The 23,421-nt window shown below is 60.0% G+C and carries 20 protein-coding genes and 2 pseudogenes; 12 read left to right on the forward strand and 10 right to left on the reverse strand.

From position 1 onward, the window contains the following. Positions 1 to 202 precede the first annotated feature (202 nt). Positions 203 to 1,804 carry a potassium/proton antiporter gene (locus tag AB5Z20_RS04745; RefSeq protein ID WP_368156465.1) on the forward strand — a complete coding sequence of 534 codons (1,602 nt, stop codon included), beginning with the start codon at positions 203 to 205 and terminating at the stop codon, positions 1,802 to 1,804. Between the two features lie 326 nt (positions 1,805 to 2,130). Here the strand turns inward: AB5Z20_RS04745 and AB5Z20_RS04750 are convergent, their stop codons facing one another. The 6 genes and pseudogenes from AB5Z20_RS04750 to AB5Z20_RS04775 all read right to left on the reverse strand — a co-directional run bounded on the left by AB5Z20_RS04750 (position 2,131) and on the right by AB5Z20_RS04775 (position 7,244). Continuing rightward, positions 2,131 to 2,322: a hypothetical protein gene (locus AB5Z20_RS04750; protein WP_368156466.1), complete on the reverse strand. Its 192-nt coding sequence runs from the start codon at positions 2,320 to 2,322 to the stop codon at positions 2,131 to 2,133. 26 nt (positions 2,323 to 2,348) lie between these two features. Then, positions 2,349 to 3,713 carry a hypothetical protein gene (locus AB5Z20_RS04755; RefSeq protein ID WP_368156467.1) on the reverse strand — a complete coding sequence of 455 codons (1,365 nt, stop codon included), beginning with the start codon at positions 3,711 to 3,713 and terminating at the stop codon, positions 2,349 to 2,351. Between the two features lie 75 nt (positions 3,714 to 3,788). After that, the gene (brxL, locus tag AB5Z20_RS04760) at positions 3,789 to 5,546 is read right to left on the reverse strand and encodes a protease Lon-related BREX system protein BrxL (protein ID WP_368156469.1); all 1,758 of its coding nucleotides are present in this window, start codon (positions 5,544 to 5,546) and stop codon (positions 3,789 to 3,791) included. A 26-nt stretch (positions 5,547 to 5,572) separates the two neighbouring features. Beyond that, a pseudogene (locus tag AB5Z20_RS04765) lies at positions 5,573 to 5,683 on the reverse strand (hypothetical protein); the annotation flags it as partial. Between the two features lie 291 nt (positions 5,684 to 5,974). After that, positions 5,975 to 6,040: pseudogene (locus AB5Z20_RS09855) on the reverse strand (hypothetical protein); the annotation flags it as partial. Between the two features lie 289 nt (positions 6,041 to 6,329). After that, complete coding sequence (locus tag AB5Z20_RS04775) at positions 6,330 to 7,244, reverse strand: SIR2 family protein (RefSeq protein ID WP_161161912.1); 915 nt, start codon at positions 7,242 to 7,244, stop codon at positions 6,330 to 6,332. A gap of 793 nt (positions 7,245 to 8,037) precedes the next feature. Here AB5Z20_RS04775 and serC point away from each other — a divergent pair. From serC to AB5Z20_RS04800, 4 genes are all read left to right on the forward strand, one after another. Continuing rightward, complete coding sequence (gene serC, locus AB5Z20_RS04785; RefSeq protein ID WP_368156470.1) at positions 8,038 to 9,162, forward strand: 3-phosphoserine/phosphohydroxythreonine transaminase; 1,125 nt, start codon at positions 8,038 to 8,040, stop codon at positions 9,160 to 9,162. A 72-nt stretch (positions 9,163 to 9,234) separates the two neighbouring features. Further along, positions 9,235 to 10,398: a phosphoglycerate dehydrogenase gene (locus tag AB5Z20_RS04790; RefSeq protein WP_368156471.1), complete on the forward strand. Its 1,164-nt coding sequence runs from the start codon at positions 9,235 to 9,237 to the stop codon at positions 10,396 to 10,398. Positions 10,399 to 10,575: 177 nt separating this feature from the next. After that, on the forward strand, positions 10,576 to 11,796 hold the full coding sequence (locus AB5Z20_RS04795; protein WP_368144409.1) for a M20 family metallopeptidase: 1,221 nt from the start codon (positions 10,576 to 10,578) through the stop codon (positions 11,794 to 11,796). Between the two features lie 39 nt (positions 11,797 to 11,835). Then, positions 11,836 to 12,519, forward strand: a complete 684-nt coding sequence (locus tag AB5Z20_RS04800) for a DUF1015 family protein (protein ID WP_368156473.1) — start codon at positions 11,836 to 11,838, stop codon at positions 12,517 to 12,519. 129 nt (positions 12,520 to 12,648) lie between these two features. Here AB5Z20_RS04800 and AB5Z20_RS04805 read toward each other — a convergent pair whose 3' ends face one another. The 3 genes from AB5Z20_RS04805 to AB5Z20_RS04815 all read right to left on the reverse strand — a co-directional run bounded on the left by AB5Z20_RS04805 (position 12,649) and on the right by AB5Z20_RS04815 (position 14,598). Beyond that, positions 12,649 to 13,284 carry a histidine phosphatase family protein gene (locus tag AB5Z20_RS04805; protein ID WP_368156474.1) on the reverse strand — a complete coding sequence of 212 codons (636 nt, stop codon included), beginning with the start codon at positions 13,282 to 13,284 and terminating at the stop codon, positions 12,649 to 12,651. A 17-nt stretch (positions 13,285 to 13,301) separates the two neighbouring features. Continuing rightward, the gene (locus AB5Z20_RS04810) at positions 13,302 to 13,844 is read right to left on the reverse strand and encodes a histidine phosphatase family protein (RefSeq protein ID WP_152067871.1); all 543 of its coding nucleotides are present in this window, start codon (positions 13,842 to 13,844) and stop codon (positions 13,302 to 13,304) included. A gap of 82 nt (positions 13,845 to 13,926) precedes the next feature. After that, entirely contained in the window at positions 13,927 to 14,598 is a 672-nt protein-coding gene (locus tag AB5Z20_RS04815) for a nitroreductase family protein (protein ID WP_368135065.1), read from the reverse strand. A gap of 235 nt (positions 14,599 to 14,833) precedes the next feature. Between AB5Z20_RS04815 and AB5Z20_RS04820 the strand changes: the two genes are divergently transcribed. Together AB5Z20_RS04820 and AB5Z20_RS04825 are read left to right on the forward strand one after the other, a co-directional pair. Beyond that, a complete protein-coding gene (locus tag AB5Z20_RS04820; protein ID WP_161145162.1) occupies positions 14,834 to 15,436 on the forward strand; it encodes an HdeD family acid-resistance protein in 603 nt (200 codons plus the stop codon). Continuing rightward, positions 15,437 to 15,919, forward strand: a complete 483-nt coding sequence (locus AB5Z20_RS04825; protein WP_368156476.1) for a DUF188 domain-containing protein — start codon at positions 15,437 to 15,439, stop codon at positions 15,917 to 15,919. A gap of 168 nt (positions 15,920 to 16,087) precedes the next feature. On the opposite strand, the gene AB5Z20_RS04830 is transcribed toward AB5Z20_RS04825, so the two are convergent. Next, complete coding sequence (locus tag AB5Z20_RS04830) at positions 16,088 to 17,170, reverse strand: putative manganese transporter (RefSeq protein ID WP_368156477.1); 1,083 nt, start codon at positions 17,168 to 17,170, stop codon at positions 16,088 to 16,090. Between the two features lie 171 nt (positions 17,171 to 17,341). On the opposite strand from AB5Z20_RS04830, the gene AB5Z20_RS04835 reads away from it, so the two are divergent. The 5 genes from AB5Z20_RS04835 (at position 17,342) to AB5Z20_RS04855 (ending at position 23,160) form a co-directional block, all read left to right on the forward strand. Further along, the gene (locus AB5Z20_RS04835; protein ID WP_368156478.1) at positions 17,342 to 18,310 is read left to right on the forward strand and encodes a 3'-5' exonuclease; all 969 of its coding nucleotides are present in this window, start codon (positions 17,342 to 17,344) and stop codon (positions 18,308 to 18,310) included. 639 nt (positions 18,311 to 18,949) lie between these two features. Next, a complete protein-coding gene (locus tag AB5Z20_RS04840; protein WP_368156480.1) occupies positions 18,950 to 20,071 on the forward strand; it encodes a hypothetical protein in 1,122 nt (373 codons plus the stop codon). Between the two features lie 389 nt (positions 20,072 to 20,460). After that, the gene (locus AB5Z20_RS04845) at positions 20,461 to 20,826 is read left to right on the forward strand and encodes an ArsR/SmtB family transcription factor (protein WP_343006408.1); all 366 of its coding nucleotides are present in this window, start codon (positions 20,461 to 20,463) and stop codon (positions 20,824 to 20,826) included. Between the two features lie 62 nt (positions 20,827 to 20,888). Continuing rightward, positions 20,889 to 21,107: a cation transporter gene (locus AB5Z20_RS04850; protein ID WP_117742982.1), complete on the forward strand. Its 219-nt coding sequence runs from the start codon at positions 20,889 to 20,891 to the stop codon at positions 21,105 to 21,107. 100 nt (positions 21,108 to 21,207) lie between these two features. After that, positions 21,208 to 23,160 (forward strand): heavy metal translocating P-type ATPase, encoded by a 1,953-nt coding sequence (locus AB5Z20_RS04855; RefSeq protein ID WP_368156482.1) that lies wholly within the window; start codon positions 21,208 to 21,210, stop codon positions 23,158 to 23,160. The last annotated feature ends 261 nt before the right edge of the window (positions 23,161 to 23,421 follow it).

Consider the following 23,421-nt stretch of genomic DNA (forward strand, 5'->3'; position numbering starts at 1 on the left):
GTCACCAGCGCACGCCTGCCAACCCGCATCGCTCACGCCACGTCGTCTGGCCCGGCGCCCCAACCAATGCCGCCCGCGCCTCTGCTTCGTGTCGAAAATGCGCGTGCCCGCAATCCAGACCCATAAACCCACCACCTTTGGGTACAAATGACTGCAGACAACTGACCGTGCCACGCCAACCACCCAGGAGCGGACACCATCCATGAACCAGATACTTCTCTTTATCGGCCTCGTCATTATTCTGTGCCTGACCATCAAACCCGTCGGAAAAAAGCTCCCCTTTCCCACCCTGCTCATCTTTATCGCGCTGGGCATGCTGCTGGGCGTCAACGGTCCGGCGCACATCGACTTTAGCGACTATGCACTCACCGAAACCGTCTGCAGCACGGCGCTGCTGTTCATCATGTTCTACGGCGGCTTTAACACCAACATCAACCGCGCCAAACCTGTCGCCGTGCCCGCGGTGCTGCTGAGCACGCTCGGCGTCGTCATCACTGCCGGCATCACGGGTGCGTTTGCGCACTTTGTACTGGGTTTCGACTGGATTGGTGGCCTGCTGCTGGGATCGGTCGTGGCATCCACCGACGCGGCCAGCGTCTTTAGCGTACTGCGCGAGCACAGTCTTTCGCTGAGAGGTGGCACCGACTCGCTGCTCGAGGTCGAATCGGGCTCCAACGACCCCGTCGCCTACATGCTTACCGCGGTGCTCGCGACCCTTGCGGCGGGCGGCAATATCGACATTCCCGTGCTGCTGACCAAGCAGATCATCCTGGGCGTGGGGTTGGGCCTTGCCATCGGCTGGGCATCGGGCCGCTTGATCGAGTGCGCGCATGCAACGGCCGAGGGCGCGCAGACTATCTTTTTGTTCGCCGTAGCGATTGTCGCCTACGCGCTGCCGAGCTATCTGGGCGGCAACAGCTTTTTGGCCGTATACCTTGCAGGCATCGTGCTGGGCGCAAGCGACATCACCGACAAGGTCGAGATGGCGCACTTCTTCGACACCCTCACCGAGATGGCCGAGATGACTATCTTCTTCTTGCTCGGCCTGCTCGTGACGCCCGCCCGCCTGCCGCAAATGCTGCTGCCGGGCCTGGCACTCATGGCGTTTATGCTCTTTGTGAGCCGCCCCATCGCCGTCGGTGCGCTCCTGGCGCCCTTTAAGACGAACCCTCGCCAGGTCGCGCTCGTAAGCTGGGCGGGCCTGCGCGGCGCGGCTTCGGTCGTCTTTAGCCTCTTTGCCGTTGTGGCCGGCGTTCCCGGTGGACACGACCTGTTTGACCTGGTCTTTGTGATTGCCGTGTCGAGCATTGTGGTGCAGGGCTCGCTGCTGCCGGCAGTAGCGAAGAAACTCGATATGATCGATGCAGAAGGCGACGTGCGCCGCACGTTTAACGACTACCGCGACGAGGACGGCATGTCGTTCGTTAAGCTCAAGGTGGGCGCGGGACATCCGTTTGCCGGTCGGTCGCTCGCCGATATTGGCAGCGCGACGGACATGCTGGTGGTCCTGGTGCTGCGCGACGGCGCGCACCCGGTGCTGCCCAACGGCGATACCGTAATTGAAGAAGGCGACCTTCTGGTTATGGCCGCGGCGACGTTTGAAGAACGTGCCGAGGTTACGCTGAGCGAGGTCACCGTGACGCCCCATGGACGCCTGGCCGGACAGCGCCTGCGCGACGTGCCGCAGGGCAAGCACCCGTTTATCGTCGTGATGCTCAAGCGCGACGGCCAAACGATCATTCCCGACGGCAACACCCTCATATACGCCGGCGACGAAGCCGTCATCGCCACGCTGGCGTCGTAGCGGCAAGGGGATAACCGTCCCGAATTGGCTACATTTGAGCATCAATCGCCCCGGCTGGGGTCTCGTTGCGGACAATTAGCGCCTCTCAAAACTAAGTGAGTAGACTTTTGTAGAATCGCCGACCACGTCACCAAAGCACAAGTCTGTGACCTGCGGGTTTGTTGAAGCAAAATTGTCGGGTGCTCTGGATTTCCAATAAAGCCTACTCACTTAGCCAGCGTGCAGTCAAAATAGATCGGTCGCGAGCTCATTGGACTCCATTGCGACGGCTTATCGTGCATTTTCGCGCAGCTGCGGGTACAGACGCCCGTCCCAAATTAGCTACCCTAGTCATCGTCGACGGCAAAATCGCGGAGGTCGAGGCCTTCGCGTTCGGCTCGGGCCAGGAGCTCTTGGGGCGACTCGTCCTCAATATCCACCACGTCGAGCATGGCGGCCGGAAAGCCCACGCCCGCCGCACTCCCCGCACGATCGAGCAGGCTCTCGCGCAGCTGGTCTACATCGACATCGATCTTCACGGTGGAACCTCCTACCGAGCCAAGCCCTACTTAGCAGCGCCAAGCTCATTCACAGCAGCGACAAAAGCCGCAACCTGCTTGTCGTCCATCTGCGCAGCCAAACGCCCCACCGGCTCGTCGTAGGCGAACTGAACCTTATCGATAAAGCAATCCCAAGCGCGCTCGTCCACACGCACGGCGGCCTCGCAATACTGGCTGAGCTTTTTGAGTCCATACCAAAACGCATTCACATGACGCGCGGGGTCCTCGTCCAGCACACCATCGTAGCGGCGCCCGTTAAACTCCTGCATGCGCGCCACGGCGACCTCGAGCGAATCGCCGCCATCAGCCGAAGCCTCGTCCACAAGCTCGGGAATCGGAACCTCGCGCCGAACATTATGCCTGGTAGCACCGTCGTACTCACCCACCAGTACGTCCTCATCAAGCCGAGAATCGTAGTCCAAATAGCTCGAGCCCCTGCAAATCCCATGCGGCGAACCGGTTCCAAAGGCGCAGAACAACCCACCGTCGGCGACAACGCGACGGTAGGTTTCAAACGACTTCTTAACCTGAGCGAGCAACTCGGCGAGCAAACCGGCATCGCACACAACCTCGCATGCAACGCGAGCAGCCTCCGGCAGCCCCGAAGGCTCCACCGTGCTCCCTGCAACGCGGGCGGCACGCTCGGCCCGATACGCCTGCGCGGCCAAGCGCGCCCGCTGCGCAGCGCCGCGCACGTTAGCAAGTTCATGCTCCAACGCCACGTCGCCAGCAACATCACCGACCACGTCGTCCACAAGCCCGTCAGCGTCCTGCGACCCCGTCGCACTCAGCTCGGACTCAAACGTCGCCGTGATCATGCCCGTAAGGTCCGTTGCGTCGGCGGCACAGCGCATCTGCTCCAGCTGCGTACACAGCAAATCGGCATCCAGGGGCACGGCATCCACAACGCGCACGTCACTCAGACGCGCCACGCCCTGCAACACCAAAGCCCCCGCAGCATCGTACGCCGCACGAACCCTATCCGCTGTATTAGCCCGCAGCTTTATCTCGATAAACGAAAGCGTCTGCTCCAGGCGCGTCAACAGCTCAGCCTTGTCCTCCATGCGCAAAAAGGCAGCATAGCGCCGCTCCATCTGCAACGGACCCGCAACGCCCGCTTGCTTCCGAGCACGCGCAAGGGCCGAACCCTCAACACGGCGCACGTACGTATCAACAGCCCGCACGGCAGACTCGCGTGCAGCGCGCTCGGCGGTCTCGACGCCCCTAAGCACACCCAGTAGCTCGCGGGAGCGTGCCTTGCGCACCAACTCCCCGCGATCGTACTGCTCGAGCGCCGTCTGACGCTTGGCTACCGATTCAAAGCCAAACAGCTCGTCGAGCAGCTCGCCAACAGAACACTCGTCCGCCATGGCAAAGCCTCCTCACGCACTACGCACCAACACGCCCGCGGGCCCACGCGCACGCAAGCCCACTCACCCGCGCTCCTACAGATCCAGTGCCTTCTTCGCGGCATCGACCGGGTCGCCATCCATGTAGAACACCGGGCTCAAGCCCGAGATAATCTCGGACGGCACGCTCTGCAGGCCCGCAATGGCGCTCAGCGGCAAAATCACGCGCTTGGCACCGGCATTTTTGGCCACGCGCATAATGTCCTCGAGCCCGCGGATCTCGTCCATAGAGCCCGACATGCGCAGGATGCCCGGAACCGCCAGCGCAGGCATCACCGGGCGGTTGCACGCCGCGGAGCACAGACCCACAAACTCGGCGAGCGAAACCTCCTCGGACAGGCCCTTGCTCTGTAGGTCGTTATAGAACAGCAGGTAATCCTTGGAGCCAATGTGCATGCCCGGTGCCACGCGGTTCGCCAGGCCCACAAAGTTGTCGAACGCGGCTTCCAGCGTATCGCGCACCGGCTTGTTAAAGGCCACGCCCTCGTACTTAAACTTGCACTCGCCGGCAACGGCCTTGTTCTCCAGCTTGTACACGGCAACCTCGCCGCCCTGCGACCTGCCAACGCCAAACACGTGGCCGGACAGCAGCGGTCCGTCGGGAATCAGCGTGTCCTCGCTCTGCTCGGGCACACGCACCACGTGCACGTCCTGCGGGTTGTCGGCATCCATATAGCCCAGGTTGACGTCGATAAACTCAACGCCCGCCATAATCTTGAGCTGCTCCTTTACGCGGCGACGGCCCTCAATGGCGTAGTCCAGCAGCCAGTGCACGTCGTCCTTGTCCATGGCCTCGTCGGGGAACAGCAGCTTGGCCAGACCGCTAAAGGTCTTGCGCACGGCGATCTCGTCACGCTTGTTAAAGTCACTGTTAAAGCGGAAATAACGGTCGATATGGTGCGTAAAGTCCTTGCGGCGCATCTCCTTGCAAAACTCCGACAGGCAGTCGGTGATCAGGCCGTAATGCCCGGTCAGCAGGCTCGAGCGCATCTTGGGAATCTCCCAGCCCGGCAGGTAGTAATGGATGCGGTCGAAGAAGGCCGAATCGTTGTTAAACTCCGGCGGGAACGGATCAAACAGGTGCGTGGTCTTAAGGACGTTTTGCACGGTGTCGTTGATGTTACCCTCAAAGACCATGGAGGCATCGGCGTTGATCTGGTCGCGGCCGCGCGCATAGCTGCCGCTCGCCATATAGTCCTTCATGACCTGCACGGCATTGGTATCCTTAAAGCGCAGGCCGGCGACCTCGTCGAACGTCACGCAGTCCCAGTGACCTACCAAGCCCACACGGTCGGCGCGCATGGAGTTCATACGGCCGAACAGGTTGGCCGTGGTGGTCTGACCGCCAGAGAGCAAGATGGCGTAGGGCGAGACCTCTTTGTAGATATGGCTCTTGCCGGTGCCGCGCGGACCCAGCTCGCATAGATTGTAGTTGCGCTCGATGAGCGGCACCATACGCTCGATAAAGTGCAGACGCTCTTTCTCGGAAAGCTCACTGGGCTCATAGCCAGCGGAGCGCAGCAGCATGTTGAGCCACTCGTCGCGCGTAAAGTACTGGCGCTCGTCGACCATGGCATCCAGGTCCAGATTGGGCATCTGGATGGGCGTGAGCGACGCCACGCTAAACGGAGAGTCCTCGGGTCCGCGCTTTTTGCGCTTGGCCTTGGAGCGGCGCGGTGCAGCGTCTCGATGCCCATGAGGTCGCGCGCGATGAGGTAGAGCCCGCGCCCCGCCTGGAGCTTCGGCCGCGTCGTCGTGTAGCGCTTGACCTGCGAGAAGGCGTGGAAGGTGCACCTCTGGACCCTGGTGCGCGGCCAGGTCTCGCGCACGGCCTTGGCGAACCCGCTCCCGCCGTCGGTGACGACCACCTCGGGCGCCGGGATCGGCGCCATGAGGGCCGACCACGCCCTCGAGTTCTCGGACCTGGCCATGTACCAGGAGACCACCCTCTCGCCGCTGCAGCATATGAGCACCACGAGGTCGCGCGCGACCCAGATCCCGTCGACGTAGAGCACGCGGTGCAACTCGCCGTCGGGGACGGGCATCGGCCAGACCTCCCAGAACTCGGCCGTCCTGCGCCTGAAGGACCGTCCGCCGCCCGGCATCGCCGCCTGGGAGTCCTTGGAGAGGAGCCACCCGATGAACTCGTCCAGCCTCGTCGCCGTGTCGTCGTACCTCACCGTCGTCGACGCGCCGCAGGCCGTGCACCTCCACCGCCGGGATCCCGATGAGGTCCTGCCGTTGCGCTTGGTCCGACCGCCGCAGTAGGGGCAATAAACGGCCTTCATGGGCACCTCTTCCGAAAGGGTATTTAACGGTTCCGGAAAAGGTTATCTACCAGCGGGAACGATGGGCAACCGGACACACATTCTGTCCGAGCGGTTAAAAGCGGCCACGGAATTTAAACGGCTGAAAAAGGGGCATCGACCTGCGCCGATGCCCCTAAAGTAGACACACATTTTGTCCTATAAGCCACAAAACGGTCGTGCCGTTTTTCGTCTAATTAGCATTCGTCAATACGAATTCCAAAAGCACAGGGCAGCTCGCCCAGGTTGTCGATACGTACTTGAGACTCCTTTATCCCTCAAGCCGTCTAATCTCTTCCCAAATCTTGCAATAGGCCTTTTCCCAATTACCGGCAATTACTTTGCATGGCTCGCACTCAACATGAAGGGCGTCGAAAGGACTAAAATCGCGCTGCTCATCTTCGGAAATAAGAGGGAAATAGATGATTCTATTTGTTATTTTTCCGTTCATGTCCCGGTCCGCCAACAGCTGAGCCCTCCTCATGAGAAGCCACCAGATATCGAGCTCGTCCGACGACAAACCAAGACCAACAATATAGATATTAGAATTAAAGAAGAGCTCGGCCCAGGTCTTTTTCCAGCCAGGACCCCTAGTAAGCACATTTAAATCAATCAAACGACCAAGACTTGAAACGTCCTGACTAGACTCCCCATCAGATAGCAATTCCATTGTTTTAGCCAAATTATCAATGTACTTGGTAATGCCCAAACAAATACTTTTAGGATACGAGATTTCTCCGTGAATGTGATGGACTTCCAAATCGCCAATTACTTTATTTCTCTTATCGCTAGCTCTCGTCTCAAACGTGTAATGTTCTTCTACTTGCTTGCCAAACAAGGGAGATGAAGCCCCGTGAATGAGAGCGTTTTCAAGGTTGTGGTCATAATTGGTCGTCAAAATTGTTTTAACACCAGAATCGAGTATGGAAACGAAATAATCAGATTTTTCGATTGCAGTCTGGGGTGTATCGAGGCAATTCAAACAATCTAAAACTCTCTTTGAAACGCTGTCGTTGCTATAGCGCCCCTTCGCCTCACAAAGAATTGCGTCGTACTTCAACAACGAATTGACCGTTGGCCCCAATTTACTGAAGAACTCACTCTCGATACCCTGCAGCAAATCGTCCCAAGATGGATAGTTCTTCAAGCAGCGGTTCAAACCGTTGCCGAGTAGAATTGCACTCATGATTCGGCTCCCTTGAGCATAATGTTGCAGATATCGAATCGTTAATAACTAATATTTGACAAGAAATTCGTACACACCCATGGTTGATCCATGGGCAAATCCGAGCCGAGCACCGCTTTCACGGACATCTAACGAACATTTGAGATCAATCATTTCCTCCCCGAATACACAGAATCTCGAATTGCTTGTTAGACGGGTTGAACAAGTTTAAATGCCTCTCTCTCGTTTTTTCGATAAGAGCCCCGAAGCTTACTTGCCTCCTCCTCGTAAGCATAAAGATCGTCCACTTGTTCGATATACTCTGGAGGATGCTCATCATCAGGCTGATTAGAAATAGTATACATATGATTCTATGTAAGGAATTTCATACGCCCGTTGTAAAGCCCATATTCGATCTGCAACGCAACTTTGGCTCTATTGCGGATAGCCGTCACAAGACCAAAGAGCCCGTCTACCTGACCAAAAACGGATCGGCGTCGCTTGTCGTCATGAATGCCGAGGCCTATGACGAGCAGACGCGCGCTAACCGCCATTCAGGAACGCGAAGATCGCATTCAACGCGCCATCGCCCGCGGCTACGATGACCTCGTAAACGACCGAGTGCGTCCTTGGAAGCAAGCAAAAGCCGAGGCAGATCGGATGCGAGCCATCAGGTAAGGTCACCCCTCCCCCATGTAATCATCCTGTAAATCATAGCGGCGCACTCGGGTTTTGCTGTGATGCGGTCGCGCCTGGCGCTGCACTGTGCTAAAGTATCCCGAACGTTCAAACGACTACGAGGGGGAACTAGAAGATGGCACGTGTGCACAACTTCTCAGCTGGCCCGGCCGCTCTGCCCACAAGCGTGCTCGCCGAGATCGCCGACGAGATGATGGACTACCGCGGTTGCGGCATGTCCGTGCTCGAGATGAGCCATCGATCTAGCATGTATCAGCAGATCATCGACGACGCCGAGGCAACCCTGCGCCGTCTGCTGAGCATCCCGGACAACTACCGTGTCCTGTTTTTGCAGGGCGGCGCCACGTTGCAGTTTGCGGGCATCCCGATGAACCTCATGCGCCGCGGCCGCGCCGGCTACGTCGTGACCGGCAACTTTGCCAACAAGGCGTACAAGGAGGCCGCCAAGTACGGCGAGGCCGTGCTGCTCGCGAGCTCCGAGGACACCAACTTCGACCGCATCCCAAACATAGCCGACATCAACGCGCACATTGCCACCGAGGCCGCGGGCGACGGGCTCGACTACGTCTACATCTGCCAGAACAACACCATCTTTGGCACCATGTTCCACGAGCTGCCCAACTGCGGTGATGTGCCGCTGGTCGCCGATGTCTCGAGCTGCTTTTTGTCGCAGCCGCTCGACGTTGAGCGCTACGGGCTCATTTACGCCGGCGCTCAGAAAAACGCCGGCGCCGCGGGCGTCACCGTGGTTATCCTGCGCGACGACCTGATCGCCGAAGGCCCCGCCTTTGCGCAGACGCCGCAGTACATGGACCTTAAGACCCAGGCCGCCAAGGGCTCCATGCTCAACACGCCCAACACCTTTGGCATCTACGTGTGCGGCAAGGTGTTCCGTTGGGTTGAGCAGACCGGCGGGCTCGCAGCCATGGCCGAGCGCAACTGGGCCAAGGCCAACCTGCTCTACGACCTGCTCGAGCACAGCAAACTATTCCACGGCACTGCGCAGACAGACAGTCGCTCCATCGCCAACGTCACCTTCCGTACCGGCGACGCCGAACTCGACGCGGCCTTTGTCGCAGGCGCGGCCGAGCACCAGATTCAAAACGTCAAGGGCCATCGCCTCGTCGGCGGCATGCGCGCCAGCGTGTACAACGCCGTCACCATGGAGGACGTGCAGGCGCTGGCCACGTACATGAAGGACTTCGAAGCGCAGCATAGTTTGAGTCCGCGATCTAACTAGCCCGCAACACGCGGGCCGACCAGCCACCTCAGACCACTCTGCTTAGATCAAAACCTGCTAAGGAGTTTTTCCATGCGTAAGATTAAGACCATCGACGACATCACTAAAGACGGCAAAGTCGAGTTTGGCGAGGGTTACGAGTTTGTGGGCACCGCCGAGGAGGCCGATGCGATCCTGATGCGCTCGACCGACCTGCACGGCTACGAGCTGCCCGAGGGCATCCGCGCCATCGCCCGCTGCGGTGCCGGCGTCAACAACATCCCCGTCGAGGAGTACGCCAAGAAGGGCGTCGTCGTCTTTAACTCCCCCGGCGCCAACAGCAACGCCGTCAAGGAGCTCGTCCTGGGCATGCTGGTGCTCTCGAGCCGCGGTGTAGTGCAGTCGATGAACTGGGTGCGCGACAACGCCGACGACCCCGAGATTCAGGTCGATGCCGAGAAGGCCAAGAAGGCCTTTGTAGGCCGCGAGCTCAAGGGCAAGCGCATCGGCGTCATCGGCCTGGGCAACGTGGGCTCCAAGGTCGCCAACGCCTGCGTCGATCTGGGCATGGACGTCTACGGCTACGATCCGTTCATTTCCGTTGAGCACGCGTGGGTGCTGAGCCGCGAGGTGCAGCGCGTGGGCACGCTCGAGGATCTGTGCCGCGGCTGCGACTACCTCACCGTGCACGTGCCCAGCAAGGCAGACACCATCGGCATGATCAGCACCGAGCAGATTAACCTGCTGGCACCCGACGCCGTGCTCATCAACTACGCGCGCGAAACCATCATTGACGAGGACGCCGTCGACGCAGCCCTGCGCGAGGGCAAGCTGAGCTGGTTTAGCTGCGACTTTGCCACGCCCAAGACCGTCAAGATGCCCAATACGTTTATCACCACGCACTCGGGCGCCGGCACTGGCGAGGCCGAGGCCAACTGCGCCGATATGGCCATCAGCGAGCTCAAGGATTACCTGGAGAACGGCAACATCGCGCACAGCGTCAACTACCCCGCCTGCAGCATGGGCAAGGCACGCGCCGCGAGCCGCATCGCCTGCCTGCACGCCAACGTGCCCAACATGATCGGCCAGATCACGGCGATCCTGGCCAAGGACAACGCCAACGTGCAGCGTATGACCAACGAGTCCGCCGGCGAGAACGCCTACACCATGTTCGACACCGACGAGCACCTGGACAGTAGCACCATCGAGGCGCTCAAGCATATTCCGTCGATGTATCGCGTGCGCGTGATCAAATAGCGCCGGCTGATCTGACGGGCAGTTCCCCATGTGGCCTGCCCGTCACTGACATTGAATGCCCGCGGGGACGCCTTTCGCACGAGAGGCGCCCCCGTTTTTGTGAGCACTCCATTAAATACACCGAGCCGCTTCTTGACATACAATCTGTATGTTGACCTAACTATCTGTGAGGTGCCTATGGTTGATACAGATTTTGCTTGGCGGCTTACGCAAGGACTCGTGCGGATCGACAGCTCAGACCCGGGTGCGTATGAGGACGAGATTGAGCGCTATATCAAAGCGTTGGTTGAGGAACGGGTGGCACAGCTGAGCCATCCGGTGCTCCATGCCGTGCAGGTTGAGGAACTCGAGGTGCTGCCCGGGCGCCGCAACCTTATGGTCACCGTGCCGGGACTGAGCGACGAGCCACGGCTCGTCTATATCTGCCATATGGATACCGTTACGCTGGGCGATGGCTGGGACGCGGACATTCCGCCGCTCGGAGCGATCGTGCGCAACGATAAACTCTATGGCCGCGGTGCCTGCGATATGAAGGGTGGCCTGGCCTGCGCCATTGCCGCACTGGTCCATACGCTCGAGCGCGTGGCGGCAGAAGGCGAGCTGCCCCGCCGTGGCTTCTCACTCATTTGCTCGGTCGACGAGGAGGACTTTATGCGCGGCTCAGAGGCCGCGATCGATGCCGGCTGGGTCGGCTCGCGCGAATGGGTGCTGGACACCGAACCCACCGACGGACAGATCCAGGTGGCGCACAAGGGGCGCACGTGGTTCGAGATTGAAATGGCTGGCGTAACGGCGCATGCGAGCCAGCCGTGGAAGGGCGCGGATGCCGTCGCCGCCATGGCCGAGGTCGTGTGTTCGCTCCGTCGCGCGTTTGTGGCGCTGCCCGCGCACGATGAGCTGGGGCCTTCGACCATCACGTTTGGCCAAATCGAGGGCGGATATCGCCCCTATGTCGTGCCCGACCGCGCCAAAGTCTGGGTCGACATGCGCCTGACCCCGCCGACCGATACGGCCGCCGCGACGCGCATGGTAGAGCAGGCCATCGCCGTTGCCGAAGCCGCGGTCCCCGGCTGCCATGGAAGCTACACCGTGACAGGCGACCGCCCCGCTATCGAGCGCGATCCAAGCTCTCCTCTTCTAGCCGCGCTCAAGCGTGCCGCCGATGACGTGACGGGGGCGGACACGACCGTCGGCTTCTTTACCGGCTACACCGACACCGCTGTCATTGCCGGCAAGACAGGTAACCGCAATTGCATGAGCTACGGTCCCGGGTCGCTCGCGCTCGCGCACAAGCCCAACGAATATGTGCCCCATGCCGATATCGTTCGTTGTCAGCAGGTGCTGATCGCGCTCGCCGATAACGTGCTCTGGGACGCGAGCGGCCAAGTTGGGGCATAATAAGCCGCGAACAAACCGACTCGTGCGTTAGGACCGCCCATGAAAGCACTTCCGTTTCCCTGCATCCGCCCGGCTCAGGACCGCGTGCTCGAGGCGCTGCCTGCAATGGGCAGCATCCTGAGCGGCAACGATGCTCTGCGCGGAGCCATTTCCGATGGCCTGATGCTCAAGGACCCGGGCGCGGCGTATTACGTGTACGAATGCTCGGGCGAGCCGGGGCGCGTAACAGGTGTCGTGGCGATCTGCCCGACGAGTGTACTTGCGGGCGGCAAGGGCGTTGCCAGCGCTGACGTGGCCGCCGCTGCGCACGCGATCGCCGAACTCAAAGTTCAGCCTCGTCCCGTGTCGCTCGCCTACGAGGCCTCGCCCGTCATGGATATCATCCTGGGCGCCGCCAAAGAGGGCGCGTCGCTCTACGCCGTCACCGACCCCGCGAGCATTACGCACCGCGCGTGGGAGGTCAAGCGCGAGGACGCCGTCGGGGCCATCCGCGCTATGCTCGACCAAGCACCGGAGCCAGCACTGGTCGACGACCCTACCTACGCTGCCGCGCTGGTCGGGGCATCACGGCTCCTGACCGACGATGCCCGTGCCGCCGGCACCTACACGGGCAAAGAGCCGTTCAACTTTGCCGTAGCTGTACTCTTCCCCGCCGCGCAGGTCAGCGGCGGCGTGCCGCAGGTTCCGACGGGTCTGCTCACGCACCAGGTCGCGCGGTTCTAGCAAGACCAGACCGTCCAGCACAAAAATCGGCAGCCCAACAAACAGGGGGCGGAGATGCAGCAGGTACATGCATCTCCGCCCCTTTTGCGTCGAGAAGTTATGCCGGCGACCCGTGCCGCCGTGCTCGCGTTATCCGCGCTGCGGACCCGCAGTAGCCACGAGCGGTTCAAGCCCCAGCTCGCGCGCGTAGTCTTCCTGCGTAAAGACTTCGACCAGTTCAAACGTACCGGCCGCATCGTCAAACGCAAAATGCAGCACTGAGCAGTTGCCCGGCACGCGATCGCGCTCGTCGGCCGCCGCACCCCTCACGTGGTCCATGAACTCCTTGATGGCCGAGCCATGGCTTACCGCGAGCACGCACGTATGGTCCGGACGCTGCGTAAGCTCGGTCAGCGTCGCCACCATGCGCTCGCGCACCTGCATCTGGCCCTCGCCGCCAAACTGGCGATAGAAGTCGCGCCACGGGCGCTCGGGCATGAGCATCACGCGCTCGGCCTCAAAGTCACCAAAGAACCACTCACGCAGGCCGTCCAGGCGCTCGTACGCCAAGCCCGGCCACAAGTTGGCGATAGTCTGCTCGGTGCGATGAAGCGTGGAGGTGTAGGCATGATCGGGCTCAATGCCGCGCGCACGTAAAAACATGCCGGCGCGCGCCGCCTGGTCGCAGCCCAACTGCGTAAGCGGCGAGTCACTCCACCCCTGAATGATACGCTTGAGGTTGAATATCGTCTGTCCATGACGGACCAGATACAGATCTTTATTCATAGGGGTCCTTTCGTTCGTTACCAATCAAGGAGCGAAAACGCCCCGTCGCAATAGCCAAAATGAAGCACGGCGCCGTTGTCGGGTAGCTCCCCCTCGCCAGTCACATACTCAAGAAACTCCTGGCAGGCTGAGCCGTGGGAAACCGCCAGCACGCAGTCGTGCTGCGGCCTGGCCATGATGCGGGACAGCGCCGCGACCATGCGCGACTGAAGCTCACTTTCCGACTCGCCACCAAAGGCAACCGGATAATCACCCCAGGGCTGCGGCGGCATCTCGCGATTTGATGTGCCCTCCAGCGAGCCAAAATGCCACTCACGCAGGTCATCGACCAGCTCTATGGAACGGCCCTCGCCAACGATAAGCTCGGCCGTATGCCGCGCCCGGCCCAACGGCGAGGAATACACATGATCAAAGGCCACGCCACGCGCCGCAAACGCCGTACGCGCCGTCAGCGCCTGCTCGCGCCCGCGCGCCGTAAGCGACGAATCGTGCCAGCCCTGCAAAATGCTCTGCACATTGAGCTCAGTCTGCCCATGCCGCACCAAATACAGATCTGCCACACACCCTCCCCTCGTACCACCACAAAGGGGACAGGCACCTTTGTGGTGGTTTACCGCTGGATCACACCGCGGTGACACTCAACTACACCAGCACGTCGGCGAGCGAACGCTTGGGTACGTGGTGCACCTGCGCCTCGTCGCGCCAATAATTGATGGAGCCGTCGGGGTTGGAATCGATCGCATCGATCACCTGTGTCTCGGCCGGAACGCCAAACGCCATGATCAGCTTGAGCTCATATTTGTCGTTATCGAGCCCCATGGCATCGATCGCGCGGGGCGTAAAGGCCTTGAACATACAGGCTGCCACCTCAGGCGTGGCGCTGCGGGCGGCGAGCATCATCGTCTGCGCGGCAATGCCCGTGTCGACCTCGGTAATGGGAGCGGCTGGCTTGCCCGGAACGGCGCGCTCAGCCAAAATCGCGATGTAGCCGGTCGGGCGCTCACCCTCGGCAGGACCCGGCCAATCCTTAAGCGCACCGGCCCATGCAAGCTCATCAAATACGCGCGCGCAATCCACGGCACCGCTCACCACATGAAAACGCAGACGCTGAGCATTGGCGCCGCAGGGAGTCAGGTGAGCCAGCTCTGCCAGCTCGAGCAAAAACTCACGCGGCACGCGCATGGACTCGTCAAAACGGCGGCACGTACGGGCACGACGGACCAGCGCATCAAACGCTTCCAAGCCGAGCTTTTCGCAACCCTGCTCTGCCATCGATTCGACACTCGACGGCGCCTCGGGAACTGCTTCGTTCATAGGGACCCCCAATACAAGCCAATTGTCCTTAGGAAAATCTAACCTAAAACGTAGGCAATAACGAACAGGGCTGCAATGTTCTACACCTGTTGAATAGAAAATCGCAACGTGGGGAACAACGGAAACAATTCGGGGCCTTTGGGTTACGTTTCGCCCTCTCCGACCCATACGCCAGCGCCTTTAGGCGATACTGGTTGTAACGATCAAGGCTTACGCCGCACGGAAAGGAGACATTATGGGCATCTTTAAGAACGATGACCAAAAATCGAGCCAGTTTGGATTTGACGAGAAAAGCATGGCGGGCAAAGCCGTCAAGGCCGTGCGCTGGATTTACGCCATCACGGGCGTCTTAGCGCTCATTGCTGGTATCGCGCTGCTTTTTGCACCCGCCAAGTCCCTCGTCTTTTTGACGACTGTCCTGGGTTTTTACTTTGTAATCACTGCTGCCATCAGGCTGTTCACTGCCATTTTTGAGCCGCTGCTGCCCACCGGCTGGCGCGTGACGAGCATCATCTCCAACCTACTCATTATCTTGGGCGGCGCCATAATCCTGCGCAACCAGGCCTTCTCGACCGCGACGCTCACCACGATGGTGGTTATCGTGGCCGGCTTTGGCTGGATTGTCGAAGGTGTCATGTCCATTCTGGAGTCCGAGCTTTCGTCCAACCGCGCCCTCGCCATCCTGAGCGGCGCACTCTCCATCATCGCCGGCATGTTCGTGTTTATCTATCCGCTGTGGTCGGCCAAGATGCTCGTCATCTTTAGCGGCGCCGCACTGCTGGTGTTTGGCGTAACGCTGATTGTTCGTGCTATTCAATTTGGCAAACTGGTGCACTAGATGCCACGAACGCTCTTTATTGATGCAGACGCCTGCCCGGTCACGCGCGAGTCGATTGACTGCGCGCGGCGGGCGGGCGTCGCCGTTGTTATCGCCGGCAACAGCACGCAAAACCTAGAACGGCACATTCGCCGCGACGACCCGCGCGATGCTGAGCACGCGCGACGCGGATTTTGGGTCACGACGCTCGATGTGAGCGTGGGCGCCGACAGCGCCGACTTTGCCATTATCGAGCGCCTGCAGGCTGGCGACGTGGTCGTGACGCAGGACATTGGCCTGACGAGCATGGTGCTCGGACGCGATGCCGCCGCTATCGGCGTGCGCGGGCGTGTCTACGATAAGGCGACCATCGACATGCAACTGTTTATTCGCCACGAGGAAAAGAAGGTGCGTCGCGCTGGCGGTCGCACCCGCGGGCCGGCAGCCTTCACCAGCGAGGACCGAGCCCGCTTTAAACGCAACCTCACCGAGTTGCTACGCTAACCAAGGCAGATTTTTGGGATATGCCCGGAAATCTGCCTTTTTGTTTAGAGCGGTGTGAGCGCTCAGGATCCATGGCTCAACAAAAAAACGGGCTTCAAAATGCCATGCGTCGCCGCACTGCGCAGGCGCCGAGCATGGCTATTTTGAAGCCCGTTTTGTTAGGCCTACTTAGAGGCCGAAGGCGGAAAGAACGAGTCCCCAACCGGCGCCGATGACGTACATCATGACCAGGAACACGGCATTTTCGCGAGCGCTGCGGTTGGTACGGAACAGCACCAGGTAGCCCACGCCGGCAGAGATAAGCGTGCCGGCGAGCATCGGCGCCAGCTGCAGCGCACCTTCGAGGTACAACTGCGTAATAACGACGCTGGCAGAGCAGTTGGGGATCAGACCGACAAGCGCCGAGCCCAGGACAGCGAGCGTCTCGTTGCCGCGCAGGAACTGCTCGATTGCGGACTCGCCAAAGGTCTCGAGGACGGCGACCAGAATCAACGTCACTAGGAAAATGAATACCGACACCTGCACGGTGTGCGAGATCGCGCTGCGGATGATCGACAGAACGGGCGCGCCCTCGTGGGAGTGACCGTGCTCATGACGGTGTTCATGCTCGCCCTCATGACCGTGATCGTGGCCGTGGTCGTGCCCGCGCTCGTCCTCATCCTCGTCACAGCCGCAATGATCGCGTTCGCACAGCTCGTGGATGTGATCGGCACTTACGCCCGCCTCGGCCACCTCGTCAATGATGTCGCCCCCGGTATGGTCGTCGTGCGCGCAGTTCACATGAGCCGGATTGGCAGCGGTCCCCAACACGGTACGGCGAATCGCCGCATGCGCGCGGGCATTACGACGAAGGCCGCGGATAGCCGCATCCACGATAAAGCCCGTGACCAGCGCGATCAGCGCCTTCGAGGCGAGCAGCATCGCCATGGTCTGCACGGGAACTTGCTCGGCGAGCAACAGCGGCAACATCTCGTCGGAGGTCGAGAGGAACACGGCGACCAGCGTGCCCAGCGTCACGACGCGGCCGGCGTACAGCGTCGCCGCCATGGCCGAAAACCCGCACTGTGGCACCATGCCCAACAACGAGCCAACCACGGGACCAGCGGCACCGGCACGCTTGATGGCGCCGTTGACGCGGTCGCCCGCAACGTGCTCAAGTGTCTCGAGGGCAAGATACGTCACCAACAAAAACGGCACCAGCGACAGCGTGTCCTTGCCGGCGTCGAGCAGAATATCAATCAGTAAATCCATGACGGATGGAACCTTTCGTGTCTTTCGGCAGCATTGTAAAAGTCCTAGCGGTCAACTAGGGTATTGTAGTTGTCCCGGGCGCGGTGCCAATAGTTGCCCATGGTAAACTATCATCTCGCCACAACTCAGTAAGCCCGAGCCGCGCGACGCGGCCCGTCCAAGGAGCAGCATATGAATGTTTCGCAAGCACTCGAATACGAGCGCCAGCCGTTTATCCCCATGTTTATCTACGGCGACCACGGCGCCATGGAGTCCGAGCGCCAGAAGGGCGAGGAGGCCCTCAAGGTGCTCGAGACCGAGTACTTTACCGCCGAGGGCGACCCCGGCTTCGACTTTGCCACTGTGCGCGACCTGGCCGACCGCAACCGCGACCTGTGCGACCAGATTGGCGAGGCGCGCCTGCGCAACGTGACGCCCGCGACGCTTTCGCGCGGCCTGTCCGATGCCGACACCTGTGCCGCCATCGGCAAGATGCAAAAGCGCACCGCCGCATCGGTCATGCGCGAGATCCGCGGTGACCGCGACGCACTCGGCGTAGCCTATGCCCGCAAGCCCATCCAAGGCACGGTGCTGGGCATCGACATCGAGACCACCGGTCGCGCGCCCGAGCGCGGCTACATCATCAACGTGGGCTGGGAGATCATGGATCTCACCAGCGACGCCGTGCCGCATGACGCCGAGGCACACTACTGCGGCCTGCCCGACATCTACCGCGGCGAGGATGTGCCGCTATCGAACATCCATCACATCACCTGGGACGACATCGACGGCAAAAAGCCGTTCCGCGAGAACAAGGAGCTGCAGAAGCAGTTGCTCAAGCTCATGAAGAAGTATCCCTATATGGCACATAACGCCGCCTTCGAGGACAGCTGGTTCAAAATTCATCTGGACGGTTACGCCGAGGCACGCCGCACAGGCAAGATTATCGTCATCGACTCGCGCCAGATCTGCCGCAGCCTGGACGCCGACGTGCGCTCGCTCCCCCGCGAGTCCGCACCCGCTGCGCTCGAGAACTGGGCGCGCCGACGCGGCACCCTCGCCGCCGACGCCAACGAGCAGCATCTGGGCCTCGACGACACTGACCTCATGCTCCGTACCGTCCAAGCCGAGTTCAACCTCAAGAACCTGTTTGCGAAATAACCGATCCACCTGCGGGAGCGCCCGCCAGGCACAGCACAATCCGTCTGGGCGCACCGGCACGCAGTAAACTAGGGCGCAGCCTTATGGCTGCACCCTAGTTTTCATCAAAACGAGCAAATACGCGTGCTTCACACAGTCGACTGGTTGGCCCACCTACATTTTTCGAGTTGTTCGGCCAGCTGAACCACTAGTCAAGGCCCCTCGAACCGCAATCGAGCGCTGTAGTCGCCTTAATTTCGCAACCAAGCCCCATTAATCTACCTGAATCAATTCGAATAAGACGTTGCGATCGCACCATTCATTTAGGATAAGGCCGAATAACTCAAATTATGTTGGTGAGGCATCTGGACGGTCAGCAAAAACGCTTAGAGGCTACGAATTCGCAACTAAAGTTCACCAAAAAAGGCGCAGCTGGCAGAAACCTCCCCAGCCGAAGCTGCTCCCTCGATACGACAGCTCAAAAGCCCACCGTTTGCAGAAGATAAGCCGCGCCCCAATACCGTTGCCCGAAGTTTCGAGCGTATGTGGCGTCTGCTATGCCATCATGCGCGTATGGGAATCGTTCTGTCACATACCACGGCACGCGCTGTATACCAAACAGCCAACTCGCTCGCAAGCTACGCGATCGATCCCTTACCTATGGAAAAGATCAGGGTGTCTGCGCCGACCACGTCCGACCTGGAAGCGGCGCGAGCATGGCTCAACAGAAAGAATGTCGATTCTGAAAGCATCCATGTGCTGACTTTTTCCAATAATGCCAAAAGGCACCGTAAGGGCTGCATCTGCCACTGCTCGCGCTATACGTTTGATGCAGAAAGCTACCTAGAACTCGAGCCGAACGTCTACATCGTCGATATCAAGCTGTGCGCGTTAGAAGCAACAGCCGACCTCAACCTTACTGAGCTCGTTGAGTATTACTTTGAAATCTGCGGCTCCTACGCGCTTGAAACGTCCGACGAAACTCAATATCGCGAGCGCCCAGCCCTAACCAGCGTTGAAGAACTCAGAGCCTTCTTTTCAGAGGCATCAGGGTATCGTGGGTCCAATAAAGCCCTTAAGGCACTTTCTTATGTACGCGGAGGCTGTCGCTCCCCACTCGAAACGGCGTTTGTCATGATGCTGACAATGCCCAAGTCAATGGGTGGCTTAGCCATACGTGCCATCAAAACGGATTATCCGATCCCAGTCCCCAAAAGATACGCCGCCCTAACGCGACGCACGGTTTTCTACCTCGACGCGCTGCTCGAAAACTCGATGACCGATATCGAATACAACGGCTTTTACCACGACGAGCCCGAGCAGCAATCAATTGACGAGGAACGCCGAAACACGCTGCGAAACATGGGATATGCCGTTATCACAGTTAGTCGTCATTCGTTTTTCAAACAGTCCGCTTTTAGACGGGTCATGGAAGCGATTCGCATTCGCGAGAAGATTTGGCCCGGTCGGCTCCCGGATAACTTCGCCATCCTGCAAGAAACTCTTCGTCAATTTGTCTTGCGGCGCTACTTCGAATACGGTCGCCGCGTCCTGAAGGCACTCAAAGAAGAAGAGGCCACCGAGCGCGAAATTGCAAGCCAATATCCGCAAGCTGATGACCCGAGCATCAACGATGTGCCCGAACCCGACGACATGCAACACGTCGGGGCCCTTGCTGAGGAAACCAATGGGCCTTGGGAATGCGGCATGTCCGTAAAAAACGATGAGAACCGCACGGAAGACGACACGATTATTGATCTAATTGAGAATTCGCTCTTCTAAAGGCGGTCTCTGCGGATGTCCACCTACATTTTTCGACTTATTCGGCCATCGATGTGCCTGATTGGCTACGGAAATGCTCAATATAACTTCAGATAAAACTGATTCTGCAGGAACTCCCGTAGAGAAAGAACTGATTCTCACGGTATTTAACAAGATAAAGTACAAATATGAACAGCTCTAATGCTTCTCGAGACGGCTTTCTTAGCATGCTGGCCGAACATCTCGAAATATGTTGGCGAGCATTGCGTCGATGCATCCCAACCCACAGAAAATCGCAGAGGCGGCAAACAGTCATCGAAATTATCGCAAATTGTATTGACATATGAACATGCGCTCATATACTTGGTAGTAAATTATATGAGCGCATGTTCATATGAAAGGATATTGCAATGAGCATCCGCGATGATGAAACGAAACCCGACATCGAGGCCACCGAACCCGTGATCCCCACCACCTGCTCGCCCGAGGACCTTCCCGACGAGGAGCTTCTCTACGACCTCGCTGACCTGTTCAAGGTCTTCAGCGACACCACGCGCATCAAGATTCTCTATGCCCTCATGGGCCGCGAGCTCTGCGTAGCCGACATCGCCGAGGCGACCGCAACCTCGCAGTCGGCAGTGTCGCACCAGCTGCGCACCCTTAAGCAGTCGCACCTGGTCAAATTCCGCCGTGACGGCCGCAACATCCTCTACTCGCTTGCCGACGATCATGTCTACACCATGCTCAATCAGGGCATGAGCCATATCTGCGAATAGCAACCAACCACGGTACCAGCGCGGCCTGCACCCAAGCCGCAAAACAGGGAAAGGAACCCACCATGAAAAAGCAGTTTAAACTCGACGAGATCGACTGCGCCAACTGCGCACGCGAGCTTCAAGACGAGCTGGCCAAGCTCGAGGGCGTCAAATCCGTGTCCGTCAACTTTATGACCCAGAAGCTGACGCTCGAGGCCGATGACACCGAGTTCGACGAGGTGCTCAACCGCGTCGTGGAGTTTACGGCCGACGCCGAGCCGGACTGCGAGATCATTCTCTAGCCCAGGTTTACGCCAGCCTGCAAGGCCGCGCTTGCCGCGGCCTTTGCTCGCGAAATTATATGAGCGAGTGTTCATACATTCAATTGGGAGGATACGAGTCATGGCCACTGCCGACCCCAAAAAGAAAAAGAAGAAGCGCAAGAAAAAAGAGTCACTCGAGCATAAGCGCAACCGCATCCTGGTAGCGCTGGGCATTTTTGCCGTGGTGTACGCCCTCGATGAACTTGGCACCCTCGCCGCCGCATTCGGCACCCCGGGCGACATCTACGCCAGCTTTGTGCTGTTCCTCGTGCCGTTTTTGATTGCCGGCTACGACGTACTGCAAAAGGCATTCAGTAACATCCGCCGCGGCAAGGCCTTCGACGAGAGCTTCCTCATGGCGGTCGCGACCATCGGCGCGTTTGCCATGGTGCTCTTCCCCGATACCGACCCGCACATGGCCGAAGGCGCCGCCGTCATGCTGTTCTACCAGGTCGGCGAGCTGTTCCAGGCATACGCCGTGGGCAAGAGCCGCAAGTCGATCAGCGCCATGATGGACATCGCGCCCGACTACGCTAACGTCGAGCAAGCCGACGGCACACTCGAACAGGTCTTTCCCGATGACATCGCCGTCGGCACCGTGATCGTGGTCAAGCCCGGCGAGCGCGTGCCTATCGACGGCGTCATCGTCGAGGGCGAAACCCAGCTCGACACCGCCGCGCTCACGGGCGAGTCAGTCCCCCGCCCCGCCAAGTCCGGCGACGATATCATCAGCGGCTGCATCAACATGACGGGCCTCATCCACGTGCGCACCACCAAGCCCTTTGGCGAGTCCACCGTCGCGCGCGTCCTGGAGCTCGTGGAGAATGCCAGCGAAAAGAAGGCACGCACCGAGAACTTCATCACACGCTTCGCCCGCGTCTACACCCCCGCCGTCACCGGCGCGGCCGCGGTGCTCGCCCTTGGCGGCGGCCTGGTCACCGGTGCCTGGTCCGACTGGATTCTGCGCGGCCTGACCTTCCTGGTCGTCAGCTGCCCGTGCGCGCTCGTGATCAGCGTGCCGCTGAGCTTCTTTGGCGGCATCGGCGGCGCCTCCAAACTGGGCGTTCTCATCAAGGGTTCTAACTACCTCGAGACGCTCGCCGACGTGGACACCGTCGTCTTTGACAAGACAGGCACCCTCACCAACGGCACTTTCTCGGTGGTCGCGGTGCACCCCGAGGCTGGCTATACCGAGCAGTCGTTGCTTGAGGTCGCAGCCCTTGCGGAGTCGTTCTCCGATCACCCCATCGCGCAGTCGGTGCGCGCCGCCTACCAGGGCGAGGTCGACCCCAAGCGCGTGAGCGACTCCGCCAACGACGCGGGCCACGGCGTGACGGCAACCATCGACGGCAAGCACGTCGTCGTCGGCAACGCAAAGATGCTCGCCGCGGCCGGAGTCGAAGCGCCCGATTGCGAGGTCGTCGGAACGATTCTGCACGTGCTCGTTGACGGCGTGTACGCCGGCCACATCGTGATTGCAGACACCGTTAAGGCCGATGCCGAGCAGACGATCCGCGACCTGCACGCCGCCGGCGTCAAGCGCACCGTTATGCTCACGGGCGACCGCGAGGAAGTGGCTGCTGCGGTGGCCAAGCAGCTCGGCCTCGACGAGTTCCATGCGCAACTGCTGCCGGGCAACAAGGTCGAGCGCGTTGAAGCGCTGCTCGCGGCCGAAAGCGGCAAGGGCAAGCTCGCCTTTGTCGGCGACGGCATCAACGATGCGCCCGTGCTCACCCGCGCCGATGTGGGCATTGCCATGGGCGCCATGGGGTCCGACGCCGCGATTGAGGCCGCCGACGTGGTGCTGATGGATGACAAGCCGTCCAACATTTCCCGCGCAATCCGCGTGGCGCGCAAGACCATGACGATTGTCTGGCAGAATATCATCTTCGCGCTGGGGATTAAGCTGTTGATTCTGGTGCTTGCGGCACTGGGCATCGCCAACATGTGGCTTGCCGTGTTCGGCGACGTAGGCGTGGCGATCATCGCCATCCTGAACGCCATGCGCGCGATGGGTGTCAAGAACCTGTAGCGTTTGTGGGCTGTCCGGCCGGGACCGGGCTTGGTTTTGAAAACGTCCTCGCGCATGAGGCCCGCCTTTCCTGCTCCTGCGGAGCAACGGAAAGGCGGGCCTCGCGCTGCGGAGTGTTTTCAAAACCAAGCCCGGTCCCGGCCTGCGGTGACGTTGCTGGTGGTTCTTGGGCATCGCTTGCTGGCGGGGTTCCTTGTCTGAGCTGGACTTAGTTGGTGGGACCTTTCGTCCCGGTCGCTGTCCCGCGCCTTTGGCGCAGGA

It is taken from the genome of Collinsella aerofaciens, from assembly GCF_040910245.1.
Classification (GTDB): domain Bacteria; phylum Actinomycetota; class Coriobacteriia; order Coriobacteriales; family Coriobacteriaceae; genus Collinsella.